This window comes from Vibrio sp. SS-MA-C1-2, from assembly GCF_021513135.1.
GTDB lineage: Bacteria > Pseudomonadota > Gammaproteobacteria > Enterobacterales > Vibrionaceae.
In genome coordinates, this window is the sequence record NZ_CP090981.1 from 1,054,663 (window position 1) to 1,070,218 (window position 15,556).

Sequence of the window (15,556 nt, forward strand, 5' to 3'; positions counted from 1 at the left end):
TTATGTATACCGAGTCATTGTGGTTTTTAGTTGATAGTAAATGAAAAGGTATTGATTTAATAAGGATAAGGAGAGCAACAGAGTGAATTTAATCAGCAAAAAAAAATCATTAAATTTAACGCAAAGTCATGTTATGGGCATTATTAATGTAACACCTGACTCTTTCTCTGATGGTGGTAAATTTAATCAGCTAGATCATGCACTCTATCATGCAGAGTCCATGGTTAAGGCTGGTGTCTCTTTATTGGATATCGGTGGTGAGTCAACACGTCCAGGTGCTGATGAAGTCTCATTACAGCAAGAGTTAGATCGTGTCATTCCGATTATTGAAGCATTAAATCAACGTTTTGATCATTGGATTTCCATCGATACCAGTAAAGCTGATGTGATGAGACATGCTGTGAATGCAGGTGCGGATCTGATCAATGATGTTCGTGCACTGCAGGAGCCTAATGCGCTACAAGTGGCTGCTGAAATGGGGGTTCCTGTCTGTTTAATGCATATGAAAGGTTCACCAAAAAATATGCAAGATAATCCAGATTATTACTCAATTATTGATGATGTTTCTGATTTTTTAACAGAACGAGTAACCGCATGCCAAGCCGTGGGAATCGACAAGAGTCAGCTGCTATTAGATCCTGGTTTTGGCTTTGGTAAAACTTTGGCGCATAATTATCAAATATTGGCAAAATTAGAACAGTTTCATCGTTTTGGTTTACCTTTATTGGTTGGTATGTCTCGGAAGTCGATGATCTATAATTTATTAGAGACAACACCTCAGAAAAGCTTAATTGGCAGTGTAACTTGTGCAACCATCGCGGCATTAAAAGGGGCTCAGATAATCCGAGTCCATGATGCAAAAGAGACATTGGATGCATTAGCCATTTGCCGAGCGACTCAAGAACAATTAAATGAATAGAGTGCTGATTAAATTAAACGATGCAAATACTTAAGCAAGCAGGGAAGCAAAGACTCTCTTTTAAAAGACAATTCTTTAAAAATAGAGTGATATTGCTGTTTTGTTGTACAGTTAACATTAATCTTGCTTTTTTTTAGCAAATCTACTTGAGATACAACGATTCTTTCGTTAGTATGCATCGGTCTCTCTCGTGGGAGTGCTCGCTGGCCTGTCGAATTAAGATGAAGCTGGCTCAACAAATTGGAACATAGGTGGAACAAATGTACGAAATTCTACTTGTGATTTACCTGTTGGCCGCACTGGCAGTAATTGGCCTAGTTTTGGTTCAGCAAGGTAAAGGCGCAGACATGGGAGCCTCATTTGGGGCTGGTGCATCAAATACAGTATTTGGCGCTGGCGGCTCTGGAAACTTTTTAACCCGAATGACAGCTGTATCAGCAACCGTTTTCTTTATCATTAGTTTGGCGCTTGGCAACTTAAGCACTAACCATGGTGATGTGGAATCAGGTTGGGAAAATTTGACTCAACCGGCGACAACTCAGTCTGTTGAGAAAACTGCGGAAACACCAGCAGCTCCAGCTGCACCGAATAGTGATATTCCTCAGTAATTAAAGAGTTAAGCCGAGGTGGTGGAATTGGTAGACACGCTATCTTGAGGGGGTAGAGTCTTTTTAGGCGTGCGGGTTCAAGTCCCGCTCTCGGCACCATACTTTTAAGAAGGAGAAATCAGCGATGATTTCTCCTTTTTTCTTGAAGAAAACTACCGTTAGCGGTATAATTCGCGCGCATTTTTGACTGCGAATTTGATTTTTATTGTTGTTATCTCTGCTGCTCATTTACAATAAGCATCGCCATATTGATAATCATAATAAAATAATTTGTAATCGAATGAATCTTGTTGGGTTTGATTGCATTGCGTTATCTCTCTTAAATTTAAAGAGTTAAATCTTTTTTTTAGAGTCATGACCAAGTGTCTGTTTTAGCGTTATACTCTAAGACAGTCAGCTATCAGGGTCCAGTTATATAGAGCCCCAATTTGGGGTTTTTTATTATCTGAAACTGACCATTCGGGTACCAACTGGGCTTAATAAAGGCCCTTTTTTTGTTTTTAGGGGTTATAAATGACGGGTTTAGAGAGACAACTTACAGAAATGCTGGAATCTCCAGTTATTGCTTTAGGTTTTGAATTAGTAGGCGTTGAATTTATTCGTGCAGGTCAGCACTCTACGTTACGTGTTTATATTGACCATCCAGACGGCATTACCGTAGACGGTTGTGCAGAAGTAAGTCATCAAGTTAGCGCTGTTATGGATGTTGAAGATCCAATTACAGTAGCATATAGCTTAGAGGTATCTTCTCCAGGTCTTGAGCGTCCACTATTTAAAGTGGAGCATTATCAACAGTTCATCGAAAGTGAAGTGTTAATCGTATTAAAGATGGCGATGGATAATCGTCGTAAGTGGAAAGGTATTATCACTGCTGTAGAAGGTGAAACAATCACCCTTGATGTGGATGGTGGATTACAAGAATTTGCGCTTAGTAATATCTCTAACGCAAACCTAGTACCGAAGTTTTAAGGTTAATAAGGCATTTAATCATGAACAACAAAGAAATATTAGCCGTTGTTGAAGCGGTATCTAATGAAAAAGGTGTTCCTCGTGAGAAGATCTTTGAAGCGTTAGAGATAGCATTAGCAACAGCAACTAAGAAAAAGTACGAATCTGAAGTTGAAGTCCGTGTAGAGATCGACCGTAAAACCGGTGATTTCGATACCTTCCGTCGTTGGGTTATTGTGAATGAAGTAACACAACCAACATTGGAAATGACACTAGATGCTGCGGTTTTTGATGATGAAACGGCAGAGCTAGGTGGTTTCGTTGAAGATCAAATTGATTCAGTGAAGTTTGACCGTATTGCGACTCAAACAGCGAAGCAAGTTATCGTACAAAAAGTTCGTGAAGCTGAACGTATGATGATTGTTGAGCAGTTTATTGATAACGAAGGTGAGCTAATTACCGGTATCGTTAAAAAAGTAAACCGTGATGCAGTGATTGTTGACCTTGGTAACAACGCAGAAGCCGTTATCCAACGTGATGATCAACTTCCTCGTGAAAACTTCCGTCCAGGTGACCGAGTTCGTGGTCTTTTGTACGCAGTACGCCCTGAAGCTCGCGGTTTCCAGTTGTTTATGACTCGTTCTAAGTCTGAGATGTTAATCGAGTTATTCCGAGTGGAAGTGCCTGAAATTGGCGAAGAGATGATTGAGCTTAAAGCGGCTGCTCGTGATCCAGGTTCTCGTGCAAAAATTGCCGTGAAGACAAACGATAAGCGTATTGATCCAATCGGTGCTTGTGTTGGTATGCGTGGCGCTCGTGTTCAAGCCGTTTCTGGTGAACTAGGCGGTGAGCGTATTGATATCGTACTTTGGGATGATAACCCAGCGCAACTTGTTATTAACGCAATGGCACCCGCAGAAGTTGCATCAATTATTGTTGATGAAGATAACAATACAATGGATGTCGCAGTAGAAGCTGACAACCTAGCTCAAGCCATTGGTCGTAGCGGTCAAAATGTACGCTTAGCTTCTCAACTAACGGGTTGGGAACTAAACGTGATGACCGTTGAAGAGCTACATAAGAAACACCAAGAAGAAGCTCAAGGTTCTATTGATGCGTTTGTTAAACATCTATCTATTGAAGATGATTTTGCAACGTTATTAGTAGAAGAAGGCTTCACAACACTAGAAGAGATTGCTTACGTTCCTCTTTCTGAGCTATTAACGATTGATGGTTTAGACGAAGATTTAGCAAATGAGCTACGTTCTCGTGCAAAAGAAGCATTGACGACGTTAGCACTTGCACAAGAAGAATCATTTGATGGTTTAGAGCCAGCTGAAGACCTACTAAGCCTTGAAGGTCTAGAGCGTGATTTAGCATTTAAACTTGCTGCAAAAGGTATTGCTGATCTTGAAGCCTTAGCTGAACAAGCAACAGATGACCTAATGGATATCGAAGACTTAACGGAAGAGAAAGCTGGCGCATTAATTATGGCTGCTCGTAACATCTGTTGGTTTAACGATTAATAAAAATCAACAAGGAAGGGCTAGATGACAAAAGTCACTGTAAAAGAATTGGCCGCTGAGATTGATACGCCACTAGAGCGTGTATTACAACAATTTTCAGATGCAGGTATGAAAAAGTCTGCAGAAGATAGCGTGACACAAGATGAAAAAAAATCATTGTTAACTTTCCTAAAGAAAGAACACGGTGAGAAAGATACATCAAGTGCACCAACTCGTTTAACATTACAACGTAAAACTCGTAGTACATTAAGTGTTGCGGGTGCAGGTGGTAAAAGTAAAGACGTGAAAGTTGAAGTTCGTAAGAAACGTACTTACGTTAAACGTAGTGTATTGGAAGATGAACAACGACAAAGTGAAGAAGCGGTTGCTCGTGAAGCGGAAGAAAAAGTCCGTGAAGCAGAAAAGCAAGCTCGTGACGCTGAAGATAAAGTAGCAGCAGAGCAAGCGAAAGCAGAAGCTGAACAACAAGCAAAACGTGACGCTGAGGAAAAAGCGAAACGTGATGCTGAAGAACAAGTAAAACGTGCGGCTGAGGATGAAGCTAAACGTGAATCAGATGCGAAAGCAAATGCTGAAAAAGAAGCACAAAATGCGCTGAAGAAACAGCAGAAAGCCGAAGCAACTGAGAAAGAAAAACATGAAAAGGTAGAAGCGCTCGCCGCCGCAAAAGAAGCTGAAGAGCTGAAGCGTCGACAGGAAGAGGAAGCCAAGCGTAAAGCCGAAACAGAAAGTCAGCGACAGCTAGAAGAGGCACGCAAAATGGCAGAAAATAATAAAGAGCGTTGGTCAGAGCAGAATACTACTGCTGATGTTATGGCTAAAGTTGACCACCATACAACAACATCTCAACATGCTCGCGCAGCTGAAGATGAAGCTGATCGTCGTGAAGAGCAAGCTCCTCGTCGCCGTCGTGGTGGTAAGAAGAAAGCAGCTGATCGTAACGGTCGCGGCAGAAATAATCGTAATAACACGAGCAAGTTAGCTAAGCCAACTTCAATGCAGCACGGTTTTGATAAAACAGCGACCGTTGCAAAAGCAGATGTTGCGATTGGCGAAACTATCGTTGTTGCAGAACTTGCTAACAAGATGTCTGTGAAAACAACTGAAGTTATCAAGACAATGATGAAGATGGGCATCATGGCAACCATCAATCAGGTGATTGACCAAGAGACTGCTCAGCTTGTTGCTGAAGAGATGGGACACAAAGTTGTTCTACGTAAAGAGAATGAGCTAGAAGAAGCTGTTCTATCTGATCGTGATAATACAGCGAAGAAAGAGCCACGTGCTCCTGTTGTAACTATCATGGGTCACGTTGACCACGGTAAGACATCTCTACTTGATTACATTCGTAAAGCTCACGTAGCAAGCGGCGAAGCGGGTGGTATTACCCAGCATATCGGTGCTTACCACGTTGAAACTGACAATGGTATGATCACGTTCCTTGATACTCCTGGACACGCCGCGTTTACCGCTATGCGTGCTCGTGGTGCTCAAGCGACGGATATCGTAATCCTAGTTGTTGCAGCAGATGATGGTGTAATGCCACAAACTGTAGAAGCGGTACAGCATGCTAAAGCAGCAGGCGTTCCACTTATCGTTGCAGTAAACAAGATCGATAAAGAAGCGGCTAATCCTGATCAAGTTAAGAACGAACTTGCACAGTATGATGTTATTCCTGAAGAGTGGGGCGGCGAGAACATGTTTGTTCACGTTTCTGCAAAAGAAGGTCTAAACATTGATGCATTACTAGAAGCGGTTCTTCTACAAGCTGAAGTTCTTGAACTGACTGCTGTTAAAGAAGGTATGGCTAGTGGTGTTGTTGTTGAATCTCGTCTTGATAAAGGTCGTGGTCCTGTTGCAACTGTTCTTGTTCAAGAAGGTACACTAAACAAAGGCGATATCGTTCTTTGTGGTCTAGAGTACGGTCGTGTTCGAGCAATGCGTGATGAACTAGGTAAAGAAATTACTGAAGCGGGTCCTTCGATTCCGGTTGAGATTTTAGGTTTATCTGGTGTGCCACAATCTGGTGATGAAGCAACGGTTGTACGTGATGAGCGTAAAGCTCGTGAAGTTGCACTTTACCGTCAAGGTAAGTTCCGTGATGTTAAACTGGCACGTCAACAGAAAGCGAAGCTTGAGAACATGTTCACCAACATGACTGCAGGTGATGTCGCTGAACTGAACATCGTACTAAAAGGTGATGTTCAAGGTTCTGTTGAAGCAATCACAGATTCTCTACTTAAACTTTCAACTGATGAAGTTAAGATTAAGATTGTGGGTTCTGGTGTTGGTGGTATTACAGAAACTGATGCAGTACTTGCAGCAGCTTCTAACGCTATCATCCTTGGCTTCAACGTTCGTGCTGATGCAACGGCGCGTCGTATGATCGATAACGAAAACCTAGATCTACGTTACTACTCAGTTATCTATGCGTTAATTGACGAAGTTAAACAAGCAATGAGCGGTATGCTTGCGCCAGAATTTAAGCAAGAGATCATTGGTCTTGCTGAAGTTCGTGATGTATTTAAGTCACCTAAACTTGGCGCAATCGCTGGTTGTATGGTTACTGAAGGTACAATTAAGCGTAATAACCCAATTCGTGTACTACGTGAAAACGTTGTAATTTACGAAGGTGAGTTAGAGTCGCTACGTCGCTTCAAAGATGACGTTGCAGAAGTTAAGAGTGGCTACGAATGTGGTATCGGCGTTAAGAACTATAATGATGTTCGCGTTGGTGACCAGATCGAAGTATTTGAAATTGTTGAAATCAAACGTACTATCGATTAATCGATCACGTTGTAATTATCGACAATAACCTTTACTCAAGGTTGTTTTAATACACCATGGGGGGCGTTTAGCCCCCCATTCTTTCATAGAGAGATATTGGTATGGCAAGAGAATTTAGTCGAACTCAGCGTGTTTCACAGCAAGTTCAAAAAGAGTTAGCAGTTATCCTGCAACGTGAAATTAAAGATCCTCGTATTGGAATGGTAACCATTTCTGACGTAGAAGTTTCACGCGATCTCGCATATGCAAAAGTATTTGTAACCTTTTTAACCATTGGTGATCAGACACCTGAACAAGGTTTAGAAGCGCTTAATGAAGCGGAAGGTTATATTCGTTCATTACTAGGTAAAGCAATGCGCCTACGTATCGTTCCTGAAGTTACTTTTATCTACGATCAATCTTTGGTTGAAGGTATGCGTATGTCAAACCTTGTAAGCCAAGTGATTAAAGATGATGAAGATCGTCATCAAGATGATAGCGTGGAAGGTGATAAATAATGGCTCGTCGTAGAAAAGGACGTCCAGTTGATGGAATTATCCTACTCGATAAGCCAACTGGTATCACCTCAAATGATGCGCTGCAAAAAGTAAAACGCATCTATTTTGCTGAAAAAGCTGGACATACTGGTGCGCTAGATCCATTAGCAACAGGTATGCTTCCTCTCTGTTTTGGTGAAGCTACCAAGTTTTCACAATATCTATTAGATTCAGATAAGCGTTATAAAGTTGTCGCTAAACTCGGCGAAAGAACGGATACCTCTGATTCTGATGGTGAGATCATTAGTCGTCGTGATGTTAAAGTTGATCGTGGTCAACTTGAGCGTTGTATTGCTAAGTTTCGTGGTGAAACCGATCAGATCCCGTCAATGTACTCTGCATTGAAATATCAAGGTCGTCCACTGTATGAGTATGCTCGTGAAGGCATTGAAGTCCCTCGTGAGTCTCGCAAGATTACGGTCTACTCTATTGAATTACTGAACTTTACTGGTGATGAAATTGAGATGGAAGTACATTGCTCAAAAGGCACTTACATCCGTACGATTACTGATGATCTGGGTGAAATGCTAGGCTGTGGCGCTCATGTTACTGCACTTCGTCGTATTGGCGTATCTAATTATCCAATGGACAAAGTCGTGACGCTTGATGAACTTGAAGCGTTACTTGAGCAAGCTAAAGAGCAAGATATTCAGCCAAAAGAATTGCTTGATCCACTGTTATTACCAATGGATTCTGCGGTTCAAGACCTACCTGAAGTGAACATGCTTCCGGTACTAGCAGGTTATGTGCTAAATGGTCAACCGGTTCAAATCTCACAAGTACCAGAGTCAGGTTTAGTTCGTATGACGCGTGGTGAAGAACATCAATTTATTGGTGTCGGTGAGATTGATAAAGAAGGTTTAGTCGCGCCACGTCGACTTGTGGTTTTTAGAGATTAAAATCCACTTGCGTTATCGCTAGGATACGGTTAGAATCCTGCGTCTTGGGTGTCGGCTGGATCAGAGATTGGCTGACACAAATTTAAAACTTACTCTTATATTAGGAGAGATTATGTCTCTGAGCGCTGAGAAAAAAGCTGCAATCGTTGCTGAATACGCAACTTGCGAAAATGACACTGGTTCACCAGAAGTACAGGTTGCTTTGCTAACTGCACAAATCAACCACCTACAAGGTCACTTCGCTGATCACAAACACGATCACCACAGCCGTCGTGGTCTATTACGTATGGTTTCTCGCCGTCGTAAGCTTCTTGATTATTTAAAAGGTAAAGATCTTGATCGTTACCACGTTGCAATCAAACGTCTTGGCCTACGTCGCTAATATCGTTTTATTGCTGAAAAGGGACTCCTATGGAGTCCCTTTTTTTATCTAAAATAAAGCAATTGAACATATTTACTGATTACTCGTGTATAATGGTGAACGTAGTCTTTATTTAATTTGACCACAGTCACCACTGTCGACCTTAAGGTCGCGGCTAATGATAGGAATTTAATACTATTTTCTTATCATTAGTCGCGATTTGTGGCCAAGATTGAGTAGAGTGTTATCTATTTACTTACCTCTGTGAGTAAGTTTATTAAAAGGAAATATTTGTGAATCCAATCGTAAAAAGCTTTCAGTATGGTAACCATACTGTCACTATCGAGACTGGCGTTATCGCACGTCAAGCAACTGCTGCTGTTATGGTTAGCATGGACGATACTTCAGTATTCGTTTCTGTTGTTGGTAAAAAACAAGCAGTAGAAGGTCAAGACTTCTTCCCACTAACAGTTAATTACCAAGAGCGTACTTATGCTGCAGGTAAAATCCCTGGTGGTTTCTTCAAGCGTGAAGGTCGTCCTTCTGAAGGCGAAACATTAACGGCTCGTCTAATTGACCGTCCAATTCGTCCATTATTCCCTAACGCATTCAAAAACGAAGTTCAAGTTATTGCAACGGTTGTTTCTGTAAATCCTGATGTTAGCCCTGATCTTGTCGCTATGATCGGTACGTCTGCTGCATTGTCTATCTCTGGTATTCCATTCAATGGTCCTATCGGTGTTGCTCGTGTTGGTTTCATCAACGAAGAATTAGTACTTAACCCAAGTGTTACAGAACTAAAAGAAAGCAAGCTAGACCTTGTTGTTGCGGGTACTGATAACGCAGTATTAATGGTTGAGTCAGAAGCTGACCAATTAAGCGAAGAGCAAATGTTAGCGGCGGTTGTTTATGGTCATGACCAACAACAAGTTGTTATCAATGCGATTAAAGAACTTGCTGAAGAAGTGGGAACTGAGGCGTGGGATTGGACTGCACCTGTAGTTAACGAACCACTAAAAGCACGCGTTGCTGAATTAGCTGAAGCTCGTATGTCAGAAGCATACCAGATCACTGAAAAGATGGAGCGTTACGAGCAAGTTGGCGCACTAAAATCAGAAGTCACTGAGCAGTTATTAGCAGAAGATGAAACACTAAACGCTAATGAAGTTAAAGGTATGCTGGGTTCTCTAGAGAAGAACGTTGTACGTGGTCGCATCATTGCGGGTCACCCACGTATCGATGGTCGTGAGAAAGATATGGTTCGTGGACTAGACGTACGTACTGGTGTTCTTCCTCGTACTCACGGTTCTTCACTATTTACTCGTGGTGAAACTCAGGCATTAGTAACAGCAACTTTAGGCACACAACGTGACGCTCAGATCATTGACGAGCTAACCGGTGAGCGTAAAGAGCACTTCTTACTACACTATAACTTCCCTCCATACTGTGTAGGTGAGACTGGTTTTGTAGGTTCACCTAAGCGTCGTGAAATTGGTCACGGTAAGCTAGCTAAGCGTGGTATTGCTGCTGTAATGCCAACAGTTGAAGAATTCCCGTACACTGTGCGTGTTGTTTCTGAAATCACAGAATCAAATGGTTCATCTTCAATGGCGTCTGTTTGTGGTACATCTCTAGCATTAATGGATGCTGGTGTTCCAATCAAACGCTCTGTTGCTGGTATCGCAATGGGTCTTGTTAAAGAAGGCGATGACTTTGTTGTTCTTTCTGACATCCTTGGTGACGAAGATCACCTTGGCGACATGGACTTTAAAGTTGCAGGTTCATCTGAAGGTGTGACTGCTCTGCAAATGGATATCAAGATTGAAGGTATCACTAAAGAGATCATGCAGATCGCACTAGACCAAGCGAAAGGTGCTCGTGTTCATATCCTTAGCGTTATGGATCAAGCTATCGGTGGTCACCGTGAAGAGATTTCTCAGTTTGCTCCACGTATCCATACTATCAAGATCAACCCAGAGAAGATCAAAGATGTTATCGGTAAAGGCGGCGCGGTTATCCGTCAGCTTACTGAAGAAACTGGCACAACAATCGAAATTGAAGACGATGGTACAATCAAGATTGCAGCAACTGAAGGTACAGCGGCAAACGCAGCGATTGCTCGTATTGAAGAGCTAACTGCTGAAGTTGAAGTTGGCCGTATCTATACGGGTAAAGTTACCCGTGTTGTTGATTTCGGTGCATTCGTTACCGTTCTTGGTCCTAAAGAAGGTCTGGTTCATATTTCTCAAATCGCTGAAGAGCGTGTAGAGAAAGTGGCTGATTACCTAAAAGTTGGTCAAGAAGTTAAAATCAAGGTTATCGAAGTTGATCGCCAAGGTCGTATCCGTCTAAGCATGAAAGAAGCAAATGCTGATGTAGCTAAAGCGGCTGAACCAAAAGCAGAATAATGCTTTTTGTTAAAAATATGATATAAATATGGGGGCATTGAAAAATGTCCCCATTTTTTATAGGAGTGACATGCGTTGATTAGATGGAATCATATATTTATTAGTTTTAGCTTATTGTTGTTATCTGGTTGTGCAAGCCAACAAATAAGTCCCCCTCTTTTAGCTGTTCCTATTCAACCGACGCTAAAACAAGAAATTAAATTAGCACAGATTGAGCAAGCGCTATACTCTGACAAAAAGTTTGATGATCAAACTCTGGCTTCGATCTTTTATGAACGAGGCTTGCTACGTGACAGTATTGGTCTGCGTGATCTTGCTAAACTAGACTTTGAGCAATCGCTGAAATATAAATCTGATCAGTCGAATGTTTTTAATGCTATTGGTGTCTATTATACTCAGAGTATGCAGTTTGACTTAGCTTATGAGTCCTTTGATTCAGCGATTGATCTTAATCCTGAACAGCATAAGTTCGCTCAGCGTAATCGTGGTATTGCACTTTATTACGGCGGTCGACCTCATCTTGCCTTTCAAGATCTGAATACAGTTTATCAACAAGATAAGAGTGATCCTTATAGTTTAATTTGGCTCTATTTTTCAGAATTAAAATTAAAGCCAGAAACGGCATTAACGCAACTTAAAGCAGAATATAATGCGAATTATGGTGATAGTTGGCATTGGTTGATTACTGAATTTTTGACTCAAGATCGTTCAGATAAAGAGATCATGTCTGATTTAGTCTCTGATGTGAGCAGTAATCGAGAGTTAGCGGAGCGTTTGACAGAAGCTTATTTCTATATTGCTAAACGTGAGCAAGCGAAAGGGAATCATCAATATGCCGTTAAGCTCTATAAAATGGCGTTAGCAGGTAATGTTTATGATTTTATTGAGCATCGCTATGCGTTATTAGAGTTGCAGAGTTTAATTTACAATAAGAGTCGTGAAAGTGTAACCGCAAGAGCACCCGAAAAACCAATCTCTACTGTGGTTCCTGAAGGCGTTAAACCTAAAAAGACCAAGTAGTCACTTAAGTCATAAAGAAAAAAGACGTGGACTAAATAAGCTTGATGACGGCTTATTTAGTCCATTTTTTTGATAGAGCTAGTTTGTTGGTTTAATTAAACTGACTCTAATCCTGGGATTTGATGCCAATAGCCATTACATTGATGTTGATCTTGTAATGGGTAGCGTTTATTCGCGTGTTGATTTGCTTTAAATTGCGCAAGGGTATCCAGTGTCTCTATACCCAGTGGGCTTAAGCGAATAACATCGACTAAACCTGCCATTGATGGCTGATCATTAATCAAGTTATAACAGTAGCCCGATTGAGTTTGAATGCCATTAAGGTTAAACACCGTTTGCCCCTCTTGGCTGGCCACTTGAATGCCAGTTGGGTAATCAATACAGCAGGTCTCACACTCATCTTTGGCTCTATTTTCTGAGCGTGCTGTAAAACAACGAGCAGAAAGAGCTAAAGGCAGATAGCCATAACTAAATAACTCAACTTCAAACTGATTTCGAATATTGAGGTCATCACATTGATTGAGGGTTTTGACTAACCAATCTCGTGACAATTCAACGGGCATACACCAACGAATCATCCCCTTTTGGCTAAACAGTTTGAGGGTTTGTGCATTGTAGCAGTTAACCGCTGAGCCTACGACAAAAGGGATTTTCTTTTCACTGGCTAGTTGGATAGCAGAGACATCATTAGCTTCAATACTGAACTCACCATTATCAATGTAACGCTTCATCAAATTAACTTCGCTGGGAGCTTCTAACAGCGCCATAGTTGATAAGGTGACTTGCTTTCCACTTTGAGCTAGTTCAGTCGCTAGCCCTAACCAATCTTTGGTTTTTAGCTCTCGCCTTTTTGAACAGACACTCTCACCAAGGTAGATAATATCCGTGTCGCTTTTCATTGCTTGATGGTAAAAGTTTTCGACATCCATTTTTGGCCAGAAATAAAGAATAGGGCCAAGGGAATATTTCATAATTGGCTCCTTATTGCCATTTTCTGTGGTATGCGCCAAGGGTTGTTTGTGTCCCCTCAGAAAGATTTGCTAGGGTGCTATTCCATGACTCTTCAACACGGTAATTGTCAGGATCAGTTAAATAACGGTCGATCGCGGCTCGCCATGTTTTTGTCACTTGCTCTACATAAGCAGGGCTACGCTGACGTCCTTCTATCTTGACAGATTTGACATTCGCGGCAAAAAGTTCAGGCAGCAATGAAAGCGTATTTAAGCTAGTTGGCTCCTCTAATGTATGGAAGCGTTTATCTCCAATATCATATCGCCCTTTACAGAGTGTCGGGTAGCCTGCATTTTCGCCATGACTGTAACTATCGATCAGCACATCATTAAGACGAGACTCTAAACCGTTATCAGTTTCCTGCCAGCGAACGTATTTAGCTGGTGAGCAAGCCCCGACTGTATTAGGTGATTCGCCCGTTAAATAAGACGAGAGATAGCAACGACCTTCAGCCATGATACAGAGACTACCAAAAGCGAAGACTTCTAGATCAACATTGGAGTGACGAGAAAGTTGCTTCACTTGATGAATAGAGAGAACACGAGGAAGAACAACTCGCTGAATATTGAAGTTTTGTTTATAAAAATCAATCGCAGCTGCATTGGTTGCCGATGCTTGCACTGATAAATGGAGTTCTAATTCTGGATAGTGAGTCGAGGCATACTCTAAAACCGCAATATCTGCGACAATTAAAGCGTCTACACCAAGTTGTGCGGCATTATCCACTGCTTTTGTCCAACGATCAAAACCATCAGGGTGGGCAAACGTGTTGAGAGCGACATGAATTTTTTTATTGTTTTGATGAACATACTCAACGGCTTTTTCTAATTTACGACCCGTAAAATTGAGGCCAGCGAAATGACGAGCATTTGTATCATCCTTAAAACCAATATAAACAGCATCTGCGCCATTATCTATTGCCGTTTTTAATGCAGGTAAATTACCAGCGGGGCAAAGTAGCTCCATATTGTTGCCATCCTAAGCGAGGTATACTCTTAATACTAAAACCTAATCATTGATGATTTTCTTTAGTTTCAAATATTCAGCGTATATATGAATTAAAATTAGTAATAAATTGTAATGGTTGAAGCCGGTCATTTTATTGATGTATTACAATATTTTTATTGAAAAATAAATAATATACAACAAATCATAGGTGTTGTGATTCGATGATCAGTAGATGAGAAATTAAAATAAATTTAAGTATTTATTTAATGAAAAATACATTGAAGAAGAAAAAATCGATAATAGCAACGTTAGGGGCGTATATTTAGCCAAACTTTGATTTAAAACAGCCTTTAGATTGTCTCATTCGCTTTAAAATGATGCCTTATCTTGAATAATAGGGACTTGATTCATGCTACATCAAATACAACATTTATTAGTCAGTTCTGCACCAAAGATTTTGCGTCATCCTGCACAGCTTATGCCTTTCTCTGTACAAAAAAAGGTGATGTTAGAATCGCTAGCGTTAGTCTTTAAAGAGGCGATTGAAGATGGAGATTTTGAGTTCTTAGAGGGTAAATGGCTTAAAGTTGAGGTTCGAGATCTTAATCTGGTCTGGCATATTAGCAGCCAACAGGGTAAATTAGTGATGGCTGAGCAGTGTGTTGCACCAGATGTTACTTTTAGCGCCGAACTTAATGATTTAATCTTAATTGCCGGACGCAAAGAAGATCCTGATACCCTCTTTTTCCAACGTCGCCTCTGTATTGAAGGTGATACTGAACTTGGGTTAGAGATTAAAAATCTAATTGGTGCGATTGAATTTGATAACTTTCCCTCCTCATTAACGGTAGTATTAGATAAATTTTCCAGTTTTGTCCAACAAGGACTGACCCCTTTATCCAATAATGAGATGAATCATCAATATGTTAATCAGAACCGAAGCACCAGCTGATATTTTACCGATCAATCAGCTGTTAAAAAACGCTTTTCCAACGGATGAAGAAGCTTTATTAGTGATGAAATTGAGAGAAAATAGTCGATTTACTCTCTCTATGGTGGCCGCAAATGATGAAGGGGAGTTAATTGGCTATCTTTTATTTACTCCTGTTACCGTCAATGGTGAAGATATTGGTTGGCAAGGGTTAGCGCCTGTTGCTGTCAAAGAAGAATATCGAAAGCAAGGTGTGGCTGCGGCGTTAATCAATGAAGGGGTAACTATGTTGGCTGAATTTGGTTATCCGTTAGCTGTCGTTTTAGGTGAACCGACTTATTATCATCGCTTTGGTTTTGTGACCACAACCAATGAAAACTTACAGTCTCAATGGGATATTCCTTCGGACTATTTTATGTTGAAGAATATATTAGATATCGATCTGAGTTGTCATCAAGGAACCATTGAATATAGCGAAGAGTTTTCTCTATAACACCGGTATTTGCTAGATACTGAATGGCTGATAAGATTAACATAGGGGCTACGTGAGCCCCAATTACATATACCTAAAATAATTGGCGTTGCTAGTCGGTGACAAGTGAATGCAGTCAACAACCTAGCAGCTTCAAATATGAAGAATATTGGTATATTAGG

The 15,556-nt window shown here is 41.0% G+C and carries 13 protein-coding genes, 1 tRNA gene and 2 pseudogenes; 14 read left to right on the plus strand and 2 right to left on the minus strand.

The window, feature by feature from the left end; translation table 11 throughout:
• Window positions 1-82: 82 nt before the first annotated feature.
• The 12 genes and pseudogenes from folP (at window position 83) to nlpI (ending at window position 12,012) form a co-directional block, all read left to right on the plus strand.
• Window positions 83-919, plus strand: coding sequence for a dihydropteroate synthase (gene folP / locus L0B53_RS09430; RefSeq protein WP_235061809.1), 837 nt, complete (start codon window positions 83-85; stop codon window positions 917-919).
• Window positions 920-1,179: 260 nt separating this feature from the next.
• Complete coding sequence (gene secG, locus L0B53_RS09435) at window positions 1,180-1,527, plus strand: preprotein translocase subunit SecG (RefSeq protein WP_235061810.1); 348 nt, start codon at window positions 1,180-1,182, stop codon at window positions 1,525-1,527.
• A gap of 12 nt (window positions 1,528-1,539) precedes the next feature.
• Window positions 1,540-1,626, plus strand: a tRNA-Leu gene (locus tag L0B53_RS09440).
• A 414-nt stretch (window positions 1,627-2,040) separates the two neighbouring features.
• Window positions 2,041-2,496 carry a ribosome maturation factor RimP gene (rimP, locus tag L0B53_RS09445; protein ID WP_235061811.1) on the plus strand — a complete coding sequence of 152 codons (456 nt, stop codon included), beginning with the start codon at window positions 2,041-2,043 and terminating at the stop codon, window positions 2,494-2,496.
• A 20-nt stretch (window positions 2,497-2,516) separates the two neighbouring features.
• The gene (nusA, locus tag L0B53_RS09450; protein WP_235061812.1) at window positions 2,517-4,001 is read left to right on the plus strand and encodes a transcription termination factor NusA; all 1,485 of its coding nucleotides are present in this window, start codon (window positions 2,517-2,519) and stop codon (window positions 3,999-4,001) included.
• 24 nt (window positions 4,002-4,025) lie between these two features.
• Window positions 4,026-4,899, plus strand: a pseudogene (locus L0B53_RS19580) (translation initiation factor IF-2 associated domain-containing protein); the annotation flags it as partial.
• Window positions 4,900-5,045: 146 nt separating this feature from the next.
• Window positions 5,046-6,788, plus strand: a pseudogene (gene infB / locus L0B53_RS19585) (translation initiation factor IF-2); the annotation flags it as partial.
• Between the two features lie 101 nt (window positions 6,789-6,889).
• Complete coding sequence (gene rbfA / locus L0B53_RS09460) at window positions 6,890-7,285, plus strand: 30S ribosome-binding factor RbfA (RefSeq protein WP_235061814.1); 396 nt, start codon at window positions 6,890-6,892, stop codon at window positions 7,283-7,285.
• Window positions 7,285-8,223 carry a tRNA pseudouridine(55) synthase TruB gene (gene truB, locus L0B53_RS09465; RefSeq protein WP_235061815.1) on the plus strand — a complete coding sequence of 313 codons (939 nt, stop codon included), beginning with the start codon at window positions 7,285-7,287 and terminating at the stop codon, window positions 8,221-8,223. Before rbfA ends, truB begins: the two co-directional genes overlap by 1 nt.
• A 112-nt stretch (window positions 8,224-8,335) precedes the next feature.
• Window positions 8,336-8,605 (plus strand): 30S ribosomal protein S15, encoded by a 270-nt coding sequence (rpsO, locus tag L0B53_RS09470; protein ID WP_235061816.1) that lies wholly within the window; start codon window positions 8,336-8,338, stop codon window positions 8,603-8,605.
• A 272-nt stretch (window positions 8,606-8,877) separates the two neighbouring features.
• Window positions 8,878-10,992 carry a polyribonucleotide nucleotidyltransferase gene (gene pnp / locus L0B53_RS09475; protein ID WP_235061817.1) on the plus strand — a complete coding sequence of 705 codons (2,115 nt, stop codon included), beginning with the start codon at window positions 8,878-8,880 and terminating at the stop codon, window positions 10,990-10,992.
• Between the two features lie 75 nt (window positions 10,993-11,067).
• Window positions 11,068-12,012: a lipoprotein NlpI gene (gene nlpI, locus L0B53_RS09480; RefSeq protein WP_235061818.1), complete on the plus strand. Its 945-nt coding sequence runs from the start codon at window positions 11,068-11,070 to the stop codon at window positions 12,010-12,012.
• Between the two features lie 95 nt (window positions 12,013-12,107).
• Here nlpI and L0B53_RS09485 read toward each other — a convergent pair whose 3' ends face one another.
• Complete coding sequence (locus L0B53_RS09485; RefSeq protein WP_235061819.1) at window positions 12,108-12,983, minus strand: U32 family peptidase; 876 nt, start codon at window positions 12,981-12,983, stop codon at window positions 12,108-12,110.
• A 10-nt stretch (window positions 12,984-12,993) separates the two neighbouring features.
• The gene (locus tag L0B53_RS09490; RefSeq protein ID WP_235061820.1) at window positions 12,994-13,989 is read right to left on the minus strand and encodes a peptidase U32 family protein; all 996 of its coding nucleotides are present in this window, start codon (window positions 13,987-13,989) and stop codon (window positions 12,994-12,996) included.
• Window positions 13,990-14,380: 391 nt separating this feature from the next.
• Here L0B53_RS09490 and L0B53_RS09495 point away from each other — a divergent pair, with 391 nt between their 5' ends.
• Entirely contained in the window at window positions 14,381-14,923 is a 543-nt protein-coding gene (locus L0B53_RS09495) for an SCP2 domain-containing protein (RefSeq protein WP_235061821.1), read from the plus strand.
• Window positions 14,895-15,395 carry a GNAT family N-acetyltransferase gene (locus tag L0B53_RS09500; RefSeq protein WP_235061822.1) on the plus strand — a complete coding sequence of 167 codons (501 nt, stop codon included), beginning with the start codon at window positions 14,895-14,897 and terminating at the stop codon, window positions 15,393-15,395. The genes L0B53_RS09495 and L0B53_RS09500 overlap by 29 nt, the downstream gene beginning before the upstream one ends.
• The last annotated feature ends 161 nt before the right edge of the window (window positions 15,396-15,556 follow it).

Excerpts from the sequence above, each read along its gene's own strand:
- secG (WP_235061810.1), top strand. The coding sequence starts at position 1,180 with ATGTACGAAATTCTACTTGTGATTTACCTGTTGGCCGCACTGGCAGTA.
- rimP (WP_235061811.1), top strand. The coding sequence starts at position 2,041 with ATGACGGGTTTAGAGAGACAACTTACAGAAATGCTGGAATCTCCAGTT.
- nusA (WP_235061812.1), top strand. The coding sequence starts at position 2,517 with ATGAACAACAAAGAAATATTAGCCGTTGTTGAAGCGGTATCTAATGAA.
- rbfA (WP_235061814.1), top strand. The coding sequence starts at position 6,890 with ATGGCAAGAGAATTTAGTCGAACTCAGCGTGTTTCACAGCAAGTTCAA.
- truB (WP_235061815.1), top strand. The coding sequence starts at position 7,285 with ATGGCTCGTCGTAGAAAAGGACGTCCAGTTGATGGAATTATCCTACTC.
- rpsO (WP_235061816.1), top strand. The coding sequence starts at position 8,336 with ATGTCTCTGAGCGCTGAGAAAAAAGCTGCAATCGTTGCTGAATACGCA.
- L0B53_RS09485 (WP_235061819.1), bottom strand. The coding sequence starts at position 12,983 with ATGAAATATTCCCTTGGCCCTATTCTTTATTTCTGGCCAAAAATGGAT.
- L0B53_RS09490 (WP_235061820.1), bottom strand. The coding sequence starts at position 13,989 with ATGGAGCTACTTTGCCCCGCTGGTAATTTACCTGCATTAAAAACGGCA.
- L0B53_RS09495 (WP_235061821.1), top strand. The coding sequence starts at position 14,381 with ATGCTACATCAAATACAACATTTATTAGTCAGTTCTGCACCAAAGATT.
- L0B53_RS09500 (WP_235061822.1), top strand. The coding sequence starts at position 14,895 with ATGTTAATCAGAACCGAAGCACCAGCTGATATTTTACCGATCAATCAG.